General features: G+C 59.0%; 18 protein-coding genes and 1 pseudogene. All 19 read right to left on the bottom strand.

Translation table 11 applies throughout. The features are described 5' to 3' along the window. Positions 1-111: 111 nt before the first annotated feature. Positions 112-852 (bottom strand): RNA polymerase sigma factor FliA, encoded by a 741-nt coding sequence (gene fliA / locus KI242_RS08705; RefSeq protein ID WP_011060003.1) that lies wholly within the window; start codon positions 850-852, stop codon positions 112-114. Beyond that, positions 849-1,679 carry a flagellar synthesis regulator FleN gene (gene fleN / locus KI242_RS08700; protein WP_011060002.1) on the bottom strand — a complete coding sequence of 277 codons (831 nt, stop codon included), beginning with the start codon at positions 1,677-1,679 and terminating at the stop codon, positions 849-851. The genes fliA and fleN overlap by 4 nt, the downstream gene beginning before the upstream one ends. Before the next feature lie 118 nt (positions 1,680-1,797). Then, entirely contained in the window at positions 1,798-3,120 is a 1,323-nt protein-coding gene (gene flhF / locus KI242_RS08695) for a flagellar biosynthesis protein FlhF (RefSeq protein ID WP_011060001.1), read from the bottom strand. A gap of 11 nt (positions 3,121-3,131) precedes the next feature. Continuing rightward, positions 3,132-5,261: a flagellar biosynthesis protein FlhA gene (gene flhA, locus KI242_RS08690; RefSeq protein WP_212806058.1), complete on the bottom strand. Its 2,130-nt coding sequence runs from the start codon at positions 5,259-5,261 to the stop codon at positions 3,132-3,134. Between the two features lie 144 nt (positions 5,262-5,405). Beyond that, positions 5,406-8,924 carry a glycosyltransferase gene (locus tag KI242_RS08685; RefSeq protein WP_212806057.1) on the bottom strand — a complete coding sequence of 1,173 codons (3,519 nt, stop codon included), beginning with the start codon at positions 8,922-8,924 and terminating at the stop codon, positions 5,406-5,408. A 100-nt stretch (positions 8,925-9,024) separates the two neighbouring features. Then, entirely contained in the window at positions 9,025-10,260 is a 1,236-nt protein-coding gene (locus tag KI242_RS08680) for an FkbM family methyltransferase (RefSeq protein WP_011059998.1), read from the bottom strand. Positions 10,261-10,318: 58 nt separating this feature from the next. After that, positions 10,319-10,939, bottom strand: a complete 621-nt coding sequence (locus KI242_RS08675; protein ID WP_212806056.1) for an acetyltransferase — start codon at positions 10,937-10,939, stop codon at positions 10,319-10,321. After that, a complete protein-coding gene (locus tag KI242_RS08670; protein WP_015634642.1) occupies positions 10,936-12,069 on the bottom strand; it encodes an aromatic ring-hydroxylating dioxygenase subunit alpha in 1,134 nt (377 codons plus the stop codon). Before KI242_RS08670 ends, KI242_RS08675 begins: the two co-directional genes overlap by 4 nt. Positions 12,070-12,117: 48 nt before the next feature. Further along, on the bottom strand, positions 12,118-12,747 hold the full coding sequence (locus KI242_RS08665; protein WP_237615551.1) for an acetyltransferase: 630 nt from the start codon (positions 12,745-12,747) through the stop codon (positions 12,118-12,120). A gap of 26 nt (positions 12,748-12,773) precedes the next feature. Beyond that, a complete protein-coding gene (locus KI242_RS08660) occupies positions 12,774-13,535 on the bottom strand; it encodes an SDR family oxidoreductase (RefSeq protein WP_041752019.1) in 762 nt (253 codons plus the stop codon). Between the two features lie 56 nt (positions 13,536-13,591). Beyond that, positions 13,592-14,631 (bottom strand): annotated as a pseudogene (locus KI242_RS32045) (ketoacyl-ACP synthase III). A 5-nt stretch (positions 14,632-14,636) separates the two neighbouring features. Then, positions 14,637-14,858, bottom strand: coding sequence for an acyl carrier protein (locus KI242_RS08650; protein WP_015634639.1), 222 nt, complete (start codon positions 14,856-14,858; stop codon positions 14,637-14,639). Between the two features lie 82 nt (positions 14,859-14,940). Then, the gene (locus KI242_RS08645; RefSeq protein WP_011059991.1) at positions 14,941-16,062 is read right to left on the bottom strand and encodes a DegT/DnrJ/EryC1/StrS family aminotransferase; all 1,122 of its coding nucleotides are present in this window, start codon (positions 16,060-16,062) and stop codon (positions 14,941-14,943) included. Between the two features lie 154 nt (positions 16,063-16,216). Then, the gene (gene flhB / locus KI242_RS08640) at positions 16,217-17,353 is read right to left on the bottom strand and encodes a flagellar biosynthesis protein FlhB (RefSeq protein ID WP_015634638.1); all 1,137 of its coding nucleotides are present in this window, start codon (positions 17,351-17,353) and stop codon (positions 16,217-16,219) included. 3 nt (positions 17,354-17,356) lie between these two features. Beyond that, the gene (gene fliR, locus KI242_RS08635) at positions 17,357-18,139 is read right to left on the bottom strand and encodes a flagellar biosynthetic protein FliR (protein WP_011059989.1); all 783 of its coding nucleotides are present in this window, start codon (positions 18,137-18,139) and stop codon (positions 17,357-17,359) included. 4 nt (positions 18,140-18,143) lie between these two features. Continuing rightward, entirely contained in the window at positions 18,144-18,413 is a 270-nt protein-coding gene (fliQ, locus tag KI242_RS08630; protein WP_011059988.1) for a flagellar biosynthesis protein FliQ, read from the bottom strand. 24 nt (positions 18,414-18,437) lie between these two features. Further along, positions 18,438-19,187, bottom strand: coding sequence for a flagellar type III secretion system pore protein FliP (fliP, locus tag KI242_RS08625; RefSeq protein WP_011059987.1), 750 nt, complete (start codon positions 19,185-19,187; stop codon positions 18,438-18,440). Next, positions 19,187-19,630, bottom strand: a complete 444-nt coding sequence (gene fliO, locus KI242_RS08620; protein WP_011059986.1) for a flagellar biosynthetic protein FliO — start codon at positions 19,628-19,630, stop codon at positions 19,187-19,189. Before fliO ends, fliP begins: the two co-directional genes overlap by 1 nt. Next, complete coding sequence (gene fliN / locus KI242_RS08615; protein ID WP_011059985.1) at positions 19,631-20,092, bottom strand: flagellar motor switch protein FliN; 462 nt, start codon at positions 20,090-20,092, stop codon at positions 19,631-19,633. It abuts the gene before it with no gap. Positions 20,093-20,100: the final 8 nt, after the last annotated feature.

Below are 20,100 nucleotides of genomic sequence, written 5' to 3'. Positions count from 1 at the left end.
CGCCATTCAATCAATCCGGCATAACACACAACGACTGCATGGAGCACATACTGCAAGACCGGTGCAGCGCTTGCTTCACCGGTCCTGAACGCAGTGTCCCCACACTGCCTGTCAGCGCGCTCGCCACTCCCCCAAACGCCCCCGCAAACGGGCTGCGCACTGGCTGTGTAACTGGCTGACCCGCGATTCGCTGACCCCCAGGACCTCACCGATCTCCTTGAGGTTCAGCTCTTCGTCGTAGTACAGCGCCAACACCAGTCGCTCGCGCTCCGGCAAATTGGCAATCGCATCCGCCAACGCGGCCTGGAAGCGTTCATCCTCCAGGTCCCGTGACGGCTCGAGATGAGCACTGGCGCCATCCTCATGCAGCCCTTCATGCTCGCCGTCCTGCAACAGGTCGTCGAAACTGAACAGGCGGCTGCCCAAGGTGTCGTTCAAAATCCCGTAATAATCGTCGAGACTCAATTGAAGTTCGGCCGCAACTTCATGATCTTTAGCGTCACGACCGGTTTTAGCTTCAATTGCGCGAATCGCATCACTGACCATGCGCGTATTACGGTGCACCGAACGCGGCGCCCAGTCGCCTTTACGAACCTCGTCGAGCATCGCCCCACGGATACGGATACCCGCGTAGGTTTCGAAACTCGCCCCCTTGCTCGCGTCGTATTTGGTCGACACTTCGAGCAAACCGATCATCCCGGCCTGAATCAGGTCTTCTACCTGAACACTGGCCGGCAACCGCGCCAGCAGGTGATAGGCAATACGCTTGACCAGAGGCGCGTAGCGCTCGATCAATTCGTACTGGCTGTCACGCGCCGACTTCTTGTAGAGGTTGTAGCCACTGGCAGTCATAGCACCGGTCCCGCTGTTTGATGCACTAGCCGCTCGACAAAAAACTCCAGATGCCCGCGTGGGTTCGCCGGCAACGGCCAGGTATCGACTTTTTGCGCGATGGCCTTGAACGCCAATGCACACTTCGAACGAGGAAAGGCTTCATAGACCGCACGCTGCTTTTGCACGGCCTTGCGTACGCTTTCGTCGTAGGGAACTGCGCCGACGTATTGTAAGGCCACGTCCAGGAAGCGATCCGTGACCTTGGTCAATTTTGCAAACAGGTTGCGACCTTCCTGAGGGCTCTGAGCCATGTTGGCCAGGACCCGGAAACGGTTCATGCCGTAGTCGCGGTTGAGCAGCTTGATCAGCGCGTAGGCGTCCGTGATCGAGGTCGGCTCGTCGCACACCACCAGCAGTACTTCCTGGGCCGCGCGGACAAAGCTGACTACCGAGTCACCAATACCCGCAGCGGTGTCGATCACCAGCACATCGAGATTGTCGCCGATATCGCTGAAGGCCTGGATCAGGCCAGCGTGCTGCGCAGGGCTCAGGTGCACCATGCTCTGGGTGCCCGAGGCGGCCGGTACGATGCGGATGCCTCCAGGCCCCTGGAGCAGCACATCGCGCAGTTCGCAACGACCCTCGATGACGTCGGCCAGGGTATGTTTGGGAGTCAGGCCCAGCAGGACATCGACATTGGCCAGTCCCAGGTCGGCATCCAGCAGCAAGACCCGCCGGCCGAGCTCAGCCAGAGCCAGGGACAAGTTCACTGACACATTAGTCTTGCCGACGCCACCTTTGCCGCCGGTCACCGCAATCACCTGTACGGGATGCATGCTGCCCATGTTCTTTCTTTACCTTGTCTTACTTAGACGGGGCCACATAACTGGCTGCGCGTTCACCATTGGAACAATGCATGGCAGACCATCGATGTAGATACACTGCAATCTATTCATGATTACCTCAGCCAACCCGTTTGGACGGGCTGTGGTAAAGGTCAGCGAACATGTCGGCCATGGCTTCCTCGCTGGGTTCTTCCTGCATCTGTACGCTTACCGCGCGACTCACCAGCTGATGCCGGCGAGGCAGGTGCAGATCGTCAGGAATCCGCGGACCATCAGTGAGATAGGCAACCGGCAGTTCATGACTGATGGCCAGGCTCAGCACTTCGCCAAGACTGGCTGTTTCATCAAGTTTAGTCAGGATGCAACCGGCCAGGCCGCAGCGTTTGTAGCTGTGGTAGGCGGCGGTCAGCACCTGTTTCTGGCTGGTGGTAGCCAGTACCAGATAGTTCTTCGCACGAATGCCACGACCGGCCAGGCTCTCCAGTTGCATGCGCAACGCCGGATCGCTGGCCTGCAGGCCGGCGGTATCGATCAGCACCACGCGCTTGCGCAGCAGCGGATCCAGTGCCTGGGCCAGGGACTGGCCCGGGTCCACATGGGTCACCGACACATTGAGGATGCGCCCCAGGGTCTTGAGCTGCTCCTGGGCGCCGATGCGGTAGCTGTCCATGCTCACCAGGGCAATGTTCTGCGCCCCGTACTTGAGCACGTAGCGCGCCGCCAGCTTGGCCAGGGTGGTGGTCTTGCCCATGCCGGCCGGGCCGACCATGGCGATCACGCCGCCCTCTTCCAGAGGCTCGACTTCCGGGGTCTGGATCATTCGCGCCAGGTGCGCCAGCAACATGCGCCAGGCCTGACGGGGTTCGTTGATTTCGGTAATCAGTGCCAGCAGGTCGCGGGCCAGCGGGCCCGACAGGCCGATGCGCTGCAGGCGACGCCAGAGGTTGGCCTGCTCCGGACGGCTGCCCTGCAATTGGCTCCAGGCCAGGGAGCCGAGCTGCACTTCCAGCAGTTCGCGCAGACCGTTGAGCTCGAAACGCATCGAGTCCAGCGCCCGCGTATCGGCAGGTGGCGCTGCAGGAGCCGGCGCCGGGCGCGGACGCTCGGTCAGGGTCGGCTCGATCAGGGGCTCGGCCGCGGTCAACGGCAGGCCGGCGAACAGCTGGCGATTGGTGATCGAGGCACTGTCGCCCTCGCCCCGCAGGCTTAGTTCGGCCTGGGCGGTGACAATCCGCGACTGGGTCTTGCGCAGCTCGTCCTCGAGTTCCATGTTCGGAACCCGTGGCGACAAGGCCGACAACTTGTAATCCAGCGCAGCCGTCAGCTCGACACCGCCGGCGATCCGCCGGTTGCCGATGATGGCGGCTTCAGCGCCCAACTCATCACGAACCAGTTTCATGGCCTGACGCATATCGGCGGCGAAAAAACGCTTAACTTGCATAACCCACTACCTCAGCCGTTGGGCCCTACTGTCGCAACGATGGTCACTTGCTTGTTGTCCGGAATTTCCTGGTACGCCAGCACATGCAAACCCGGGACGGCGAGACGGCCGAACCGCGAGAGCATGGCGCGGACCGGCCCCGCTACCAACAGAATCACCGGTTGACCTTGCATCTCTTGACGCTGCGCCGCATCGATCAGCGAACGCTGCAGCTTCTCTGCCATGCTTGGCTCCAGCAGAACGCCTTCTTCCTGGCCTTGTCCTGCCTTCTGCAGACTGCTGAGCAAAATTTGTTCCAACCTTGGCTCCAAGGTGATCACAGGCAGCTCAGACTCAGTGCCTACAATGCTTTGGACGATGGCACGAGACAATCCGACGCGTACCGCGGCAACCAAAGCGGCAGTATCTTGACTCTTGGCGGCATTGTTGGCGATGGCTTCGGCAATGCTGCGGATGTCGCGTACCGGCACCTGCTCGGCCAGCAGCGCTTGCAGGACCTTGAGCAACTGCGACAGCGACAGCACGCCCGGCACCAATTCCTCGGCCAGCTTCGGCGAACTCTTGGACAACACTTGCAGCAACTGCTGGACCTCTTCGTGGCCGATCAGTTCGCTGGAGTGCTTGTACAGAATCTGGTTCAAGTGGGTGGCGACCACGGTACTGGCGTCCACCACGGTGTAGCCCAGGGACTGCGCCTGCGGCCGTTGGCTGATTTCGATCCACACCGCTTCCAGACCAAAGGCCGGGTCCCGAGCGGAGATGCCGTTGAGCGTGCCATAGACCTGCCCCGGGTTGATCGCCAGCTCGCGATCCGGATAGATCTCCGCTTCGGCCAGGATCACCCCCATCAGGGTCAGGCGGTAGGCGCTCGGCGCCAGGTCCAGGTTGTCGCGGATATGCACCGTGGGCATGAGAAAGCCCAGGTCCTGGGAGAGCTTCTTGCGCACCCCCTTGATCCGCGCCAGCAATTGCCCGCCCTGGTTGCGATCCACCAGGGGAATCAGGCGGTAACCGACTTCCAGGCCGATCATGTCGATCGGCGTCACGTCGTCCCAACCCAACTCCTTGGTTTCCAGGGCACGGGCCGGGGAAGGCAGCAGGTCCTGTTGACGCTGGACCTCTTCCAGAGCCTTGACCTTGACCTGGTTCTGTTTTTTCCAGACCAGGTAAGCGGCGCCACCGGCCACGGCCGCCAGGCTGAGGAAGGAGAAGTGCGGCATGCCCGGCACCAGCCCCATCACGGCCATCAGGCCGGCTGCCACCGCCAGCGCCTTGGGCGAAGCGAACATCTGGCGGTTGATCTGCTTGCCCATGTCTTCGGAACCCGAAGCCCGGGTCACCATGATCGCCGCCGCAGTGGACAGCAACAGTGATGGCAATTGCGCCACCAAACCGTCACCGATGGTCAGCAAGGCGTATACCCGGCCCGCATCGCCAAAGCTCATGTTGTGCTGGAAGATACCGACGGCCATGCCGCCGATCAGGTTGATGAACAGGATCAGCAAACCGGCGATGGCGTCACCGCGCACGAATTTGCTGGCACCGTCCATGGAACCGTAGAACTCGGCCTCCTGGGCCACTTCGAGACGGCGCAGCTTGGCCTGGTTCTGGTCGATCAGGCCGGCGTTCAAGTCAGCATCGATGGCCATCTGCTTGCCGGGCATGGCGTCCAGGGTGAAGCGCGCGCTCACCTCGGAAATACGGCCGGCACCCTTGGTCACCACCACGAAGTTGATGATCATGAGGATCGCAAAGACCACGATACCGACCACGTAGTTGCCGCCGATCACCACCTCACCGAAGGCCTGGATCACCTTACCGGCAGCGGCGTGGCCATCCTGGCCATGGAGCATCACCACCCGGGTCGAGGCCACGTTGAGCGCCAGTCGCAACAGCGTGGCCACCAGCAGGATGGTGGGGAACACGGCAAAGTCCAGCGGCCGCAGGGCGTACACGCACACCAGCAGAACCACGATCGACAAAGCGATGTTGAACGTGAAGAACACGTCCAGCAGGAACGCCGGGACCGGCAACATCATCATGGCCAGCATGACCAACAGCAGCACCGGCACACCCAGATTGCCTCGACCGAGGTCAGCCAGGTTGCTGCGAGCCGTGTTGATTAACTGAGAGCGATCCACCGATTTACCCCGTTCCGTAAAGCAAACTTTTGACGCCTGAAGCGGCACGGGGCTGCTACTGCAAGAAACCTTCCAACTTTTACCGAAAGGAAATATGGCGCCGGCATTGAGCCGAAAATGCCGGAAACCTCAGAGTGGCCGTGATTAATCCGGCAGCCAGGCAGCACGCCACGCCATCAATGCGCTAGCGTCCAGCATCCAGTCGCGCCGGACGACTTCACGCAGGGCATCCCCGGCCCGGGCATTGGCCTGTGGATCATCCAGATGCATGCGGATCGCCGCCCTCCAGTCCTGGAAGCGATTGGCAACCCGAGTCACCGGCAAATCACCGCGGAAACACGCCAGATCACTGCAGATGACCGGATAACCACAGGCGCCATACTCCAGGAGACGCAGGTTGCTCTTGCACTCGTTGAGCAGACTCTGCTGCATGGGCGCTACTGCCAGATCCAGATTCAGCCCGGCCAGCGCCGCCGGATACAGGCTGATCTCCACACCACGATGCACTTCCTTGACATAGGGCAGCAGTTCCTCGGGACAAGCCCCCATGAACACCCAGTCGACTTCCGTCGCCAGGGCTTTCACCACCTCGCCGATCACTTGAAGATTGGCCAGCTGCCAGTCCGCGCCCGCCCACCCTACCCGGGGCTTGTCGCCGGCACACCGCTGGCTGCTTGGCAACGCCCCCCAGCCCTGCTGGTCCAGGCGACTGTGGATGACCCGGGCATCCGGATGCAGGCCATGCAGAGCGTCGGCCAGGGCTTCGGTGGACACCACCAGGCGATCGACGCAGGCCACGGCTTCGCGCAAATAGTAGGAAATATCCCCAGGCGTCATGCCCTGGGCAGCCTCCCCGACAGCCAGGCTTGGCAGGTGATCGTTCAGCTCAAAGACCTTGAAACTGCGCGAGAAGGCTTGCGCACGACGCATGGCGCTGAGCGACTCCTCGCCGATGTGGCGCTGGAAAACCATCGAATCCGGGGCCACTCGCGCCAGTTCGGCCGGCGATAACAGCGCCATCGACAGCACCCCGTCGATCAGGCCCGCCGAACTCTGCTCCTCCATCGGTCGAATGGCCCGATAGTGACCACTGCCATAACGATCCGAAGGTTGCACCAGCACCACTGGCAACGGGCGCCAGATCAGCGGACGCCAACTTAACGACGGCTCGGCCAGTTGGAAGCCCTTTGGCTGCCCCAGGGAAAAATTCAGGTTGTAGGCCGGGTCCCGCGCCAGCACCGAAAGCCAGCGCTGGGACAAGGCATCTTCATCCCGCGGCGCAAACGCGGCCGGCGGCATACCGTGCATGACCCGCGCACGCGGCGTCCACACCGTCAGATAACCATGGCCCGCCAGGCGCAGGCACAGGTCAATATCCGCTCCCGCCTCAGGGAACAGCTCGGCATCCCAGCCACCCACCCCATCAAACAGGGCCTTACGTACCATCAGGCAGATGTCGGCGACCGCACTGCAATTGCGATCCACCTGCAAGCCATTCATGTACCCAGCAGCGTCGGCCTGCTGCCCGGCAAATGCTGCCGCCCCGCCGGCCGCCAGCCCCAGGATCAATCCGCCATGGCTCACTTCGCCATCACTGGAGAGCGCTTTGGCCCCCACTACCGCCACCTCCTGGCGCAGCGCGTGATTCAACAGCGCATCAATCCAGCCACCGTCGAAGATCGCCGTCAGCGCACGCAGGAATACCAGATATTCACCAGAAGCCTGCTGCGCCCCCAGGTTGTTGGCGGTGGAACGATCCACGGCATAAGGTAGGCTGACTACCCGGATACGCTCAGCCGACAGCTCCGCGACAGCCTGCAACCACTGCCTTGCCTCTGCGGCCTGACAGGCGTTATCGACGATCAGCAACTCGTAGAAAGGGTAACGGGTGTGCTCCAGGACACTGAAAATACAGCGCTGCGCCGCCGCCAGGTCGTCACTCACCACCACCACGATCGATACCAGGGGGCGGGCCTGGTGCCCGTAGTCGATCAGATAGTGTCCCGCAAGCGAGCTGTCGACCTGCGCGCTGGCATAGCCACGCTGCGACAGGTGCTCGACCAGCGCACGGCGCTCATCTTCATTTTCACCCAGGGCCACGGGCGGACAACTCAGCAGCAATTCCGGGATATGCCCGAAACCGTCAATGCCACCTTGATTGATCAGGCGCAGGATCAGCTCGAACTCCAGGGCCCGCGCGTAGGCACCATCAAAACCACCCACCTCGATCAGCACCCGACGCCTGAAGATCCAGTGACGCGCCAGCACCCCCGGGAAACTCAGCAGGTAATCCAGGTTGAAGTCCGGGCGCAGCATGACCCCCGTGTCGCCATTGGCTTCTCGCAGCACGCCATCACAGAACACTGCACGGCAGTCGGGATCCGGCAGCAACTCCAGGCTGGCGACCAACAGGCCGCTTGGCGTGAACTCATCACCAGCGCGGACCAGCACACACCATTCGCATGCATCTTCTTGCAGCAAACGATTGACCTGCTCTGCGTAGTTCGCCTGAACCGGTGTGAAGTGCAACTCGGCGCCGCCGGCAACCAAGCCAGGCGCCTCATGCCCCAGTACCGTCACTTTCAGTTGCACAAGCCCCTGCGGCTGCGCCGCCAGGCTATGCAGGGTGCGCGCCAGCGCCTGGGCATCCGCGGCCAGATCAAGGACGATGATGCCGATTGAAGGAGCACCGCCGCCGGACTGCAGATAGCCCTCCATCAAATGCAACTGGGTCGGGCTTGGCACCCGCTGCTCGATCCAGCTGTTGATCTGCCGGTCGGCCACGCCCTTGGCGTAACTCTGGCGCAGAGCAGCCAGGATATCCACCGGCTCGAACCTGTCGCCGCCATACAGGGAACGCACCGAAACCAGATGGTTATCCAGCCCCCCTCGATGCCAGCCCAGTTCGCGCAATGTCCGTTTGAAATCAGCGTGCCCCTGGTTACCGATACCCGGCTTGTCGCGCCCCTGCTGACTGCCCTGCTGCAGGGACACTCGGAAATCGGTCAGCGGCTGCTTCAGCAACGCCAGGTTGCCCTTTTGCAGCAGCTTCACATACATCGCCAGGTCGCCCACCCAATAGATCAGGCAACCATTGAGCGACATAAGGCCATCCCCCAGCGCCAGCAGATCCTCTCGGCGACAAAGCACGCAACTCGGCTCGCCGATGAAGTTGAGGCTATGGTCGGCCAGCAGGCTGGTCAGCTCCTTGCCATCGATAACCACATCGGTAGCGAAAGGCAGGGATGTGGCCAGGGCATCCGGTTGCGGGACCCCGTCGGAATCGATCAGGCGGCGACGCGAAGACGCCATGGCCACAGAGGGATCTGACTCCATCGCAGCCACCAGTTGCGCGACACATTCAGGGTGCAATACATCGTCGTCATGGAGGAACTTGATGTACTTTCCACTGGCGACTTTTATGCACTCAATGGCATTGAAGAGCTCGCCGCGCAGAGACTCATTGAACTCATAGCGAATCGGAAAAGAGCAGGACTCCTGATAACGAGCCGTGCACTCACGGATGGTCCCGGTACGCGAGTCATCGCATACCACCACCTCCAGATGCTCGTAGCTCTGCGCACAGACACTGGCCAGCGCCGCTTCAAAGTAAGTTGCCTTGTAAGCAGGAATGACCACACTGACCAGTGGCTTTGCGCTCATATAAACCTTCTTGCTAGTTAATGCCGATAGCCCGCCACCTTCGCTCGAGTGGCACAGGCCCAATCAAATGGCGCGCCAATGCAGCGCGCCAGAACGCAGATCAATAGAAGTACAGGCAGGTATCCCAGCGCTCTTCGGTGTGGTGGCGCAGGCCGATCTTGTAGTCGCCACGCACACTTTCGACAAAACGGGTGATATCCAGCAAATCGCCAGACCGGTGATAAGCCGAAATGGCCATTTTCGGGCGCCCACGACTGATGTGCTCACGGGCCCCTTGCAAGGCCTGCAATTCCGCCCCTTCGATGTCCATCTTGATCAGCGTCGGGCTGTCATCAAGCAATGAATCCAGACGGCGCACATCGACATCCCGGCAGATGGCCTGGGCAGTAGCGGCAGATAACAGGTGACCGCCGTGCCCGCCCTCATGCAAGAACGGCATCTGCCCGTCTTCGTTGCTCAACGCACAACCCAGCAACTCGATGGCACCTGACTGGGCAGGCGCGAGAGTACCGTTGTAACCGCTGATGAAGGATTGAATGGTGGCCCGATTGACCTCGTCCGGCTCGATCATCCAGATCTTCTGGAAGCGGCCGTCGGTCGCATCGAGAAAGGCCTTGGCGGACTCGGCAATCGAGGCGCCACAGTCAGCGAAGCGCTCATTCTGGTCAGGCAGCCACAAGCCGGAACGGAAATACAGGGTCAAGTAGGGCTTGGCAGCGTTGAGTATCCACTCGGGGTCGCACGTCAAATGGCCGAGCAAAACGCTGAACAGGGTGAAGCGTGAATAGTCATCGTCCAGACGCCGCCCGAGAGCAATCAACTCCTGGGCGTGAGCAACAATGTAGCTGCCCCAGTCATCAATCCGATGGTCGCTCGCCGGGTTGATGGAAAGCAGCCGCAAGCCCTGCTCAAAGTTGAGCATGGGGATGTTGTTGCGCAGCGCCAGGCTTTTGAAATAACGCCGGGAGTGATCATACCGACAGCCATTGACACTGATCAGCGCAGTATCCCGGGCCAACTTCAGGAAGGCATCCGAACTGATCACCGGAACGCCATGAAAGCTTTCCATCTTGCCGGCCTTGAAGTCGTCGACCACGGCAACAATCCGCACTCTGCCGGCAGCTTCATTGATAAAGAGTTGAGAGAACTGGGTCGTTCCCAACAGCACGACTTTTGTTTCACGCCCATTTGCGTCGTAGACATGACAGGCCTCAGGCGCAATACAGAAGCGCGGATCATGTTGATACGCAGAGACCGCCCGCTGAAAGATGGTGACCAGGTTTTCGTAGTTACCAGCCACTTCCAGCCCTTTAACACCAGCATAATTACTCGGCATACCCACTCCAGAAACGGCCCGCCCAATTGCCTGAGCGAATCGGCAAGATAATTAATATTCAGTTTTTCAGGATTCTGGCGCCATCTGGCATCAGGGCATCATAAAAGGACTTGTCAGCAAGGACTTCCGGCAACTTCCCGCCCAACAACCACTCGCAATGGCGACCGACTTTCGTGTCCGCCAGCGCAAAGCTGCCAGCGGAGAGCGTGGTGCCCCTGCCGATTTCCACGCCGCGCCCCAGGGTCACACCCGCCTGCAAGGTCACACAGGCCCCTAACTGCACGGAGCAGTCCAGAGTTACCTGGCGATCAAGCCAGGAGCCCAGCCCCACTACCGCACCGGAGGCCAGGTTGCAGCCCGCACCCACATAGGCATTGCCTTGCAGAACGGCGCTTTCTTCAACAATGGATCGAGGCGAAACCAGATTGAACAGGCGATACCCCGCCAACCGAACCTGGGAAATCAGCTTGTGTCGCGAGTAGTTGACCGCACGCTCATCCAGCGCCACAAACACTTCGAAGTCTTGCGCCGGATACCGATCGATGAATTCATCCAGCTGAAAGTTGTAACGATCAGCCGAAAGCAGGCGGTGCTGCACATGGGGCAAGCCCAGCTCAGTGGCCATCTGGCAGGCATGCTCGAAGGCCCAGCCCTCCCCCAGCACGATATGGCGAGTCATGGGCGCTCTCCCAAAACATGAGTTCTATACCAGAGATGCTGTTGAACGATATGCGCCTCATACTCGCCGTGCATGAAGCGCCGAGAGTGCTCACCGAACCCATCCTGCAAACGCTCGAGCACAACCGTGTCCTCGGCTATGACCTTGCGCTCGCCACGAATCAAAGTTGCCAGCAACGCAGTAAAGTCGGTGCGGACATCCTTGCGTGTGGCGGTCATCATCCACAGGTGATAGTCGGTAACCCCAGGGGATACGGGATCGTACTGCTGAAGTAGAAAGTGATCACCCTTGACACTACAGAAGTTGACATTGGGATAAATGAACCAGTTGTAGTAGGCATGTTCACTGCCATATTTTTCGCACAACGGCGCAAACCAGTTCTCGTAGGGTTTGATCAGAGCCTTGGTGCTGTAACTCAGCGAGTCAAGTTCAGGAGATTCGGCAGCAGAAATCAGCCTGATGACTTCCGAAGCCCCATCATCGCCAACTACAGGGATCTCCTTGACCATTTGATTCATGGCCGGCATGAAGGTTTGCGGATGAATAAAAGGAACGTGGTTATAGTCTTTCACGTTCTCCATATTCAACTTCCAGTTATACCGGACCTGATGGCAACTGTAGATAATCTGCGAATCCAGATGAGAGGACACATCCTGCAACTGCCCGATGAACTCATCCGTAAATTGCTCATTCAGTGCAATGGGACTCTGCGCAAAATTCACAAACAACAACTGGCCGACTTCCTCCAGATGAAGTTTCTTCAGGCAGATCTTTTCTCGCTCCGCGGCACTGAACTGGTAAAGCCCATGATTGGGTATGCCACGCAACTCGCCCTCGGCACCAAATGACCAGGCATGGTAAGGGCAGACCATAGGGCGCTTGCCGGCACTCTCGGTCTGAATAGGCGACAGCCGATGGGGGCACTCATTGATAAAGGCCCGGATACCGGCTTCGGTTCTCTGAACCAGGATCGGCACACCCGCCACCTTGCGAGTGAAGAACTGATTTCGCTCGCGCACCATCGACGTGAACCCGACGAAGGTCCACAACGCGCCAAACAAGTGGGCACGCTCGCGAGAAAGAGTTTCCTGGGAGGTGTAATGGCTTGCATCCAACGCATGACGCGACATAAAACGTATCCACAAAAAAGACCGAGCAGCGAGATGAATACCCAGCCTTCAATCCTGCTTGGTGAAAATGACTCGAGCAGGGTTGCCCACCACCGTCGCACCGGCAGGAACATCCTTGAAGACCACGGCTCCCATGCCGATCACCGCTCCATCACCCACAGTGACCCCGCGGGACAGCATGGCCCCGGAGTTGATCACCACACCGTTGCCCACCTTGACGTAGCCAGCCAACAAACAACGGGGAGCGATATGTACATAGTCGCCAATCACTACGTCGTGACCGATCATGCTGTCTTGATCGATAAAGCAGTAATTACCGATCTGACTATCAACGCCGCAACTTACGTCATAGCCGAAAAACGTTGGCCCCCAAGCGGTTCTAACACCAAGGAAACCAGGTCTTCCATAGTCAATGAACTTCGCGCCTTTGCCGAGCAGCAGTTTCACCTGTTTTTCTCTACTCGCAGGATCTCCGATCGCAACGATAAACAAGTCGTCAGACTGTGGTTGAAAATGCTCCGGATACCCTAACCAGGGACAATTAAGAATCTCCGCTACAACCTCAGGCCCGCGCTCATCCAGAAAACCGGCGATGATCCAATCAATTCCACAGGCTACATCAGCTTCCACTCGAGCCAGGACCTGACGCCCAAGTCCGCCAGCCCCCAATATGATCATTCGCCGCATATCGCCCCCATGGCTCGTTAAAGGGTTAACCCACCGTCCATGATAAGCGTCGAGCCAGTTATCCATCGGCTTGCATCGGAGAGCATGAAAATGCATGCATTGGCTACATCATCCGGCATACCAAAGCCCAGAAGTTGCCCTTGGCCCAGTGTATCCATGGAGATCATCTTTTCAGCATCGTCCACCAAAGGCGTATGTACCAATGCCGGCGAGAGACAATTAACCCGGATCCTATGTTTAGCCACTTCCGTTGCAAGACATCGCGCCATGGCAATCAATGCCGCCTTGGTACCGGAATAGCCGCCAACCCCTGCCACTCCAATATGCGCAGCAATGGATGCAATAAATAAAATAGCCCCATCAGCCGCAACAAGATTGCGCCTCAAAATACCTTGAGTCAGCAGAAAAGGGGCTTCGACATTGGTTCGGTGAAGCACTTGAAGATGGGACTCAGTCATCATCCGAGTTGGAGACAACCTGGAGATCCCCGCTGCATGCACCAAACCGTTTATCTTCGAATCGAGTGCTGCGATTACAGCATCTCGCTCAGCCGCAACGGTAAGATCCGCTACAACCATTTTATGATCCAGACTCGAAATGCTCTGCAACTCTTCAAACGTCTTGGTCAAGCGTTCCCGATCACGCCCAGTGGCAATAATCTCGGCGCCCATGCGAGCACAATTCAAAGCCGTTGTGAGTCCAATCCCCGAACTGGCCCCGGTCACCAAGACCCGCTTGCCCTTGAGACTGAATGGATTAAAGCTGTTATCAGCACTCACTATGCTGCCCTCCGAAGAAATTTGCGGCCAGTGGGAGGAGTGACCTCCCGGCCCTATCAGGACTCAATCAAATCAGGAAACTTCGCCCCTTGGATATCCACCAAGCAGGTTCCCCATGACAGGCCAATACCAAACCCTGACAGCACTAAACGCTTAGTTCCTTCTTCAAGCTGTTTATTAATTCGCGCAGTCATGGTGACTGGCAGCGAAGCACCGCTGGTGTTGCCAAAATCCCGCAAGGTCGAAGGAACTTTCTCGACTGGAAGTTCCAACTTTCTACGAATGGTTTCGTTGATCATGCGGTTGGCCTGGTGAAAGATGAAGTAATCGACTCCGTCTTTCGAGGCATTGGCATATTCAAGCAACTTTTCTACCGCCGGCGGAACCCGCTGAGTGGAAAAGCTCAGCACAGCAGTACCATCGAGCTGCAAGTCGATCGCTCGATGCCAGTGATCATTTTCATTCTCACGGAAAGGCACCAGATGCTGTATGCCTACCGGCTCACGATGCCCCCAACCGGGAGGATGATCGCTTTGTGGCCGCTACCATCGCTATTCAGGTCGAAGTACATGGGCGGGGCATCCGCACAGAACTCCATCGCCGTAGCGGTGCCGGCATCCGAAAAGATCGGGTCATTGAGCTGGGCACCGCTGTCCCCAACCAGCACCAAGCCTTTCTTGATACCTCCGGCGCTGATCAGCGATCCGAGCAGATGCAGGCCGAACGGATAGCCGGAACACCCGAGGTTGACGTCGAACGCCAGGGTGGTATGGGGCAACCCCAGACGATCCTGAAGAATGATCGCAGTGGCAGGCGCCAGGTAGTCCGGGGACTGGGTAACCACGATCAGCGCGTCGATTTCCTCGAGCTTCCACTCCAGGCTTTCAATCAGCTTGGAGGCTGCATCGAAAGCCAGGTCGGAAAAACACTGCCACTCTTGCGTCAGCCTTCGCAGCTCGATACCGATATTGCGCACCAGCCTTTCGCGCTCTGGACGAATCTGCGGCTTGCAATCAGTCAGATTGGAAACAACTCGTTTAGGAACGCAAGTTGCCATACCGGCAAAGCGCACGGAATTCAACGTAACGAGTGGCATGAGGCTTATCCTACCAAGTTGTAAAGATCACCAACGGTAACAGACTTTTCAAGGTCGTCGCCCGTGATCACTTTCTTGTACTCAATATCAAACATGACAATCACACCCAATGCGGCGAGCGAATCCCACTCTGGCAAATTGCGCAACTCCGTCTCCATGGTGACTTCAACTGGCTCCTGAAAATCGGTGGCAGACAGAAAGTTTTCGATAAATGCTTCTTTGCTCATAACAGCCTCTTAATAATCAGAATCTGCGGTTTAAAATTCCGCAAAACACTCGCCTTCTTGGCGAAAGTCCCTCTCCAGTACGTTATATATTCGCCGAGTTTCCTGAGCGAATGACAGCAACGATCCGTTGCAGGTCCTCTGGCTCCAACCCTGGATAAATGGGCAGACAGATAACCTTTTCAGCCAATGCTTCGGCCACTGGCAAAGCATGGCGATGAAGTCCCTCCATACCTTCATACACCGACATCTGGGTAATCAGGGGATAGAAATAACGGCGCGCGAATATATTGTGCTCCTGCAACAACCCATAGAGTTGATCGCGGCTCAGCGCATATTCGGGCTCAATGGCAATCGGAAAGTAGGCATAGTTCGAGACAAGAGCGGCCGGTACCGGGTCCAGGTTAATACCTTTGATGGTTCGCAACTCAGAGCGATAGAAACAATCGATAGCTCTACGCTGTTCCAGGGCCGCGTCGATATGCTGCAGCTGCAAGAGCCCGAACGCAGCATTTACTTCACTCATCTTGCCGTTGATGCCACAGGTCACCACCGTGACCTCATCCACAAAACCAAAATTCCTCAATTGATCGATATGCAACTTTGTCTGTGCATCCGGGCTGATGATCGCACCGCCCTCGAAGGTATTGAAGACCTTGGTTGCATGCAGACTCAGGACACTGAGGTCGCCATGGCGCAGTACACTGCCACCGGCATCTTCCACGCCAAACGCGTGGGCGCCGTCAAAAATTACTTTCAATCCATGTTTATCGGCGATGGCCTGAATCGCCTCTACATCACAGGGATTGCCATAGCAGTGCACCGGCATGATGGCGGTCGTCTGTGGCGTAATGGCCTGTTCTATCTTTTTAGGGTCGATGTTGAAGGTCTGTGGATCGATATCGACAAACACCGGGGTCAAGCGATTCCACACCAAGGCATGGGCCGTAGCGACAAAAGAATAAGGCGTGGTAATCACTTCACCCTTCACATGCAGTGCTTGTAAAGCGGTAATCAGGGCCAATGTTCCATTGGCAAACAACGACAAATGCCCGACCCCCAAGTAACGAGCCAGTGCTTGCTCAAGTTCTTGATGGAAGGGACCGCAATTGGTCAGGCGCTTGTTTTTCCAGATCTGCTCCAGATAAGGAACAAATTCCTCTAACGGCGGCAGTAGCGGACTGGTAACTGTAATTATTTTTTCCATGACTTATCAGTTCTGAGCAGTTCGAACATCCCAAAGAACAAAGTCAATCCACCCGCTTTTTTCAGATTGATTCTGCCTAGTCAAAAAAGTAACCATTTCCATACACTGGCTACCCACAAGCAATAATCCAGCCAACAATCTGGCGGCGCTCGCCTCAGGAGTCGCGCTGCAGATCCGGCGGAATCGGCAGATCCTTGAGCGGATCCGGGCGCTTGCCCTTGCCCGCGCGGTGCTGGCGGATCTGATAGACGTAGGCCAGTACCTGGGCCACCGCCAGGTAAAGCCCGGCAGGAATCTCTTCCTCAAGCTCGGTGGAATAGAAGATCGAACGCGCCAGGGCCGGCGACTCCAGCAGCATGACCTCGTGGGCCACGGCGATCTCGCGAATCTGCAAGGCCAGGAAGTCGCTGCCCTTGGCCAGCAGCACCGGCGCCCCGCCCTTCTCGGCATCGTATTTGAGCGCCACGGCGTAGTGGGTCGGGTTGGTGATGACCACATCGGCCTCCGGGATCGCCGCCATCATCCGCCGCTGGGACATCTCGCGCTGCAACTGGCGAATCCGCTGCTTGACCTCGGGCCGCCCCTCCTGGTCCTTGTGCTCGTCGCGCACTTCCTGCTTGGTCATCAGCAACTTCTTGTGGGCCTGGTACAGCTGCACCGGCACATCCACTGCAGCAATCAGGATCAGCCCGCAGGCCATCCACAAGGTACTCCAGCCCACCACCTGGATACTGTGGATGATCGCCTTCTCCAGGGGCTCATGGGCGATACGCAAGAGGTCGTCGATATCTGCCGAGAGCACCGAGAGCGCCACAAACAGCACCAGGGCAAACTTGGCCAGGGCCTTGAGCAGCTCGATCAACGCCGTGGGGGAAAACATCCGCTTGAGGCCGTTGGCCGGGTTCATCCGGCTGAACTTGGGCGCCAGGCTCTTTCCGGCGAACAACCAGCCGCCCAGGGAAATGGGGCCGATGACCGCCGCCAGCAGCAGGGTCAGCAGTACCGGCTGCACCGCCAGGATGGCGATCTTGCCCGAATGCAACAGGTACAGGCCCATGGCCCCGGGGCTGAGCAGCACTTCACGGGGCAGGGAGAAGTTCAGGCGCATGATTTCCAGCAGGTCCAGGGCCAGGCCACCACCATAGACCAGCAGACCACCCGCCCCCGCCAGCATGATGGCCAGGGTATTGAGCTCCTTGGAGCGGGCAATCTCGCCCTTTTCCCGGGAGTCCTTTTTGCGTTTCTCCGTGGGCTCTTCTGTCTTGTCCTGACCGCTCTCGCTCTCTGCCATGGTTCAGCGTGCCCTCGCCAGTTCGCGCAAGAACTGCAGGGCCTCGGAGGCCAGCGGTTGATACTGGTTGAGAATGTCAGCCAGGCTGATCCAGACGATGCCCATGCCCAGCACCAGGGTCAGGGGAAAGCCGATGGAAAAGATGTTCAATTGCGGCGCCGCGCGAGTCATGACGCCAAAGGCGATGTTCACCACCAGCAGCGCGGTGATCGCCGGCAATACCAGCAGCAGCGCCGCCCCCAGCACCCAACCGAGCTTGCCTGCCAGCTCCCAGTAATGGTTGACCATCAGGCCGCCACCCACCGGCAGGGTGGTAAAGCTCTCGGTAAGCACCTCGAACACCACCAGGTGGCCGTTCATGGCCAGGAACAACAGGGTCACCAGCATGGTGAAGAACTGCCCGATCACCGCCACCGACACACCGTTGGTGGGGTCGACCATGGAAGCGAACCCCATGCCCATCTGGATCGCCACGATCTGTCCGGCAACCACGAAAGCCTGGAAGAACAGCTGCAGGGAAAACCCCAGTACCGCGCCGATCAGGATCTGTTCGGCGACCAGCAACAGGCCGCTGAGATCCAGGGCGTGCACTTCGGGCATGGGCGGCAGCCCCGGCGCTATCACCACGGTGATCGCCAGGGCAAAGTACAAGCGTACCCGCCGCGGCACCAGGGTGGTCCCGAAGACCGGCATCACCATCAGCAGCGAGGTGACCCGGAACAGCGGCAACATGAAGCTCGCCACCCAGGTACTGATCTGGGTGTCGGTCAACGCCAGCAGGGACATGGGCTCAGCCGATCAACTGCGGAATACTGCCGTACAACTGACGGATGTATTCCATGAAGGTTTGCACCAGCCAGGGCCCGGCGACAATCAGGGTCACCAGCATCACCAGCAGGCGCGGCAGGAAGCTCAGGGTCTGTTCGTTGATCTGGGTGGCAGCCTGGAACATGGCCACCATCAGGCCCACCAACAAGCTGGGCACCACCAGCACCGCCACCATCATGGTGGTCAGCCAGAGCGCTTCGCGAAACAGGTCTACCGCGACTTCCGGAGTCATTGTCGATCACCCGCAAACAAGGTTTTAAACACCACCGAAACTGCCCGCCAGGGTACCGATGATCAACGCCCAACCGTCCACGAGGACGAACAGCATGATCTTGAACGGCAGGGAAATGATCAGGGGCGAGAGCATCATCATGCCCATGGCCATCAGCACACTGGCCACCACCAGGTCGATGATCAGGAACGGAATGAAGATCATGAAGCCGATCTGGAACGCAGTCTTGAGCTCGGAGGTGACGAAGGCCGGGACCAGGATGGTCAGCGGCGCCTGGTCAGGGCTGGCGATGTCGGTGCGCTTGGACAGGCGCATGAACAGCTCCAGGTCGCTGCTGCGGGTCTGCGCCAGCATGAAGTCCTTGATCGGCACCTGAGCCTTGGCCACGGCGTCCTGGGCGGTGAGTTTTTCCGCCAGGTAAGGCTGCAAGGCGTCCTGGTTCACCCGGTCGAACACCGGCGCCATGATGAACATGGTAAGAAACAGCGCCATGCCGGTGAGGATCTGGTTCGACGGGGTCTGCTGCAGGCCCAGGGCCTGACGCAGGATCGAGAAGACGATGATGATCCGGGTGAAGCTGGTCATCAGCATGACGAACGCTGGAATGAAGCTCAGCGCCGTCATGATCAGCAGGATCTGCAGGCTGACCGAGTACTCCTGCTGGCCGCTGGCATTGGTGCCAAGGGTGATCGCCGGGATCGACAACGGGTCCGCCGCCAACGCCAGCGGCGCCGCCAGCATCAGTGCCAACGTCAAGATGATGCGCAACGGCATTACTTCTTATCCTTCTGATCCTTGCCCAACAGCTCCATCAGGCGCTGGGCGAACTCGGGCGTCGCCTGCTCGGCACTGGGCACCTGCACCGGCTCCTTGAGTACATGCAACGGGGTGATGGTGCCCGGGGTCAGGCCCAGCAGGATCTGCTCGTTGCCAACCTGCACCAGCACCAGGCGATCGCGCGGGCCCAGAGCCCGGGAGCCGATCAGTTCGATCACCTGCCCCTTGCCGGCAGGACCGGCCTGCTGCACCCGGCGCAACAGCCAGGCCAGGAAGAAGATCACGCCGATCACCAGCAGCAGGCCCAGTACCAGCTGGGTCAACTGGCCGCTGACACTGCCGGTCACGGGCGCAGCCGCAGCCACCGCGGCGGTGGCCGCCGGCTCCGCGGCCAGGGCGCTCAGGGGCAGCGCAAATGCAATGCCAAGCAGCTTGTTCACTTAGCGCAGCTTCTTGATGCGTTCGCTGGGGCTGATCACGTCAGTCAGGCGAATGCCGAACTTTTCGTTGACCACAACCACCTCGCCATGGGCGATCAGGGTGCCGTTGACCAGCACGTCCAGCGGCTCGCCGGCCAGGCGATCGAGCTCGATCACCGAGCCCTGGTTGAGCTGCAGCAGGTTGCGAATGTTGATATCGGTGCTGCCCACTTCCATGGAGATCGATACCGGGATATCCAGAATCACGTCCAGGTTAGGGCCGTCCAGGGTGACCGGCTCATGGTTCTTCGGCACGCTGCCGAACTCTTCCATCTGCAAGCGCCCGGAACTTGACGCAGCGCCGGCATCCGCCGCCAGCAGGGCATCGATATCCGCCTGACCGGCATCACCGGTTTCTTCCAGCGCAGCAGCCCACTCGTCGGCCAGCGCCTGGTCGTCCTGGGAGTTAATTTCGTCAGCCATCTTGGGTC

It is taken from the genome of Pseudomonas sp. Eqa60, assembly GCF_018326405.1.
In the GTDB taxonomy this organism is placed as follows: Bacteria; Pseudomonadota; Gammaproteobacteria; order Pseudomonadales; family Pseudomonadaceae; genus Aquipseudomonas; species Aquipseudomonas protegens.
Note: the sequence above shows the minus strand (reverse complement) of the source record. Positions and strands in the feature narration are given on the sequence as shown.

Excerpts from the sequence above, each read along its gene's own strand:
- fleN (WP_011060002.1), bottom strand. The coding sequence starts at position 1,679 with ATGGGCAGCATGCATCCCGTACAGGTGATTGCGGTGACCGGCGGCAAA.
- KI242_RS08665 (WP_237615551.1), bottom strand. The coding sequence starts at position 12,747 with ATGATCATATTGGGGGCTGGCGGACTTGGGCGTCAGGTCCTGGCTCGA.
- fliA (WP_011060003.1), bottom strand. The coding sequence starts at position 852 with ATGACTGCCAGTGGCTACAACCTCTACAAGAAGTCGGCGCGTGACAGC.
- fliN (WP_011059985.1), bottom strand. The coding sequence starts at position 20,092 with ATGGCTGACGAAATTAACTCCCAGGACGACCAGGCGCTGGCCGACGAG.
- fliR (WP_011059989.1), bottom strand. The coding sequence starts at position 18,139 with ATGTCCCTGCTGGCGTTGACCGACACCCAGATCAGTACCTGGGTGGCG.
- KI242_RS08670 (WP_015634642.1), bottom strand. The coding sequence starts at position 12,069 with ATGTCGCGTCATGCGTTGGATGCAAGCCATTACACCTCCCAGGAAACT.
- KI242_RS08685 (WP_212806057.1), bottom strand. The coding sequence starts at position 8,924 with ATGAGCGCAAAGCCACTGGTCAGTGTGGTCATTCCTGCTTACAAGGCA.
- fliQ (WP_011059988.1), bottom strand. The coding sequence starts at position 18,413 with ATGACTCCGGAAGTCGCGGTAGACCTGTTTCGCGAAGCGCTCTGGCTG.
- KI242_RS08675 (WP_212806056.1), bottom strand. The coding sequence starts at position 10,939 with ATGACTCGCCATATCGTGCTGGGGGAGGGCTGGGCCTTCGAGCATGCC.
- flhB (WP_015634638.1), bottom strand. The coding sequence starts at position 17,353 with ATGGCAGAGAGCGAGAGCGGTCAGGACAAGACAGAAGAGCCCACGGAG.
- KI242_RS08680 (WP_011059998.1), bottom strand. The coding sequence starts at position 10,260 with ATGCCGAGTAATTATGCTGGTGTTAAAGGGCTGGAAGTGGCTGGTAAC.
- KI242_RS08645 (WP_011059991.1), bottom strand. The coding sequence starts at position 16,062 with ATGGAAAAAATAATTACAGTTACCAGTCCGCTACTGCCGCCGTTAGAG.
- flhF (WP_011060001.1), bottom strand. The coding sequence starts at position 3,120 with ATGCAAGTTAAGCGTTTTTTCGCCGCCGATATGCGTCAGGCCATGAAA.
- KI242_RS08650 (WP_015634639.1), bottom strand. The coding sequence starts at position 14,858 with ATGAGCAAAGAAGCATTTATCGAAAACTTTCTGTCTGCCACCGATTTT.
- fliP (WP_011059987.1), bottom strand. The coding sequence starts at position 19,187 with ATGCCGTTGCGCATCATCTTGACGTTGGCACTGATGCTGGCGGCGCCG.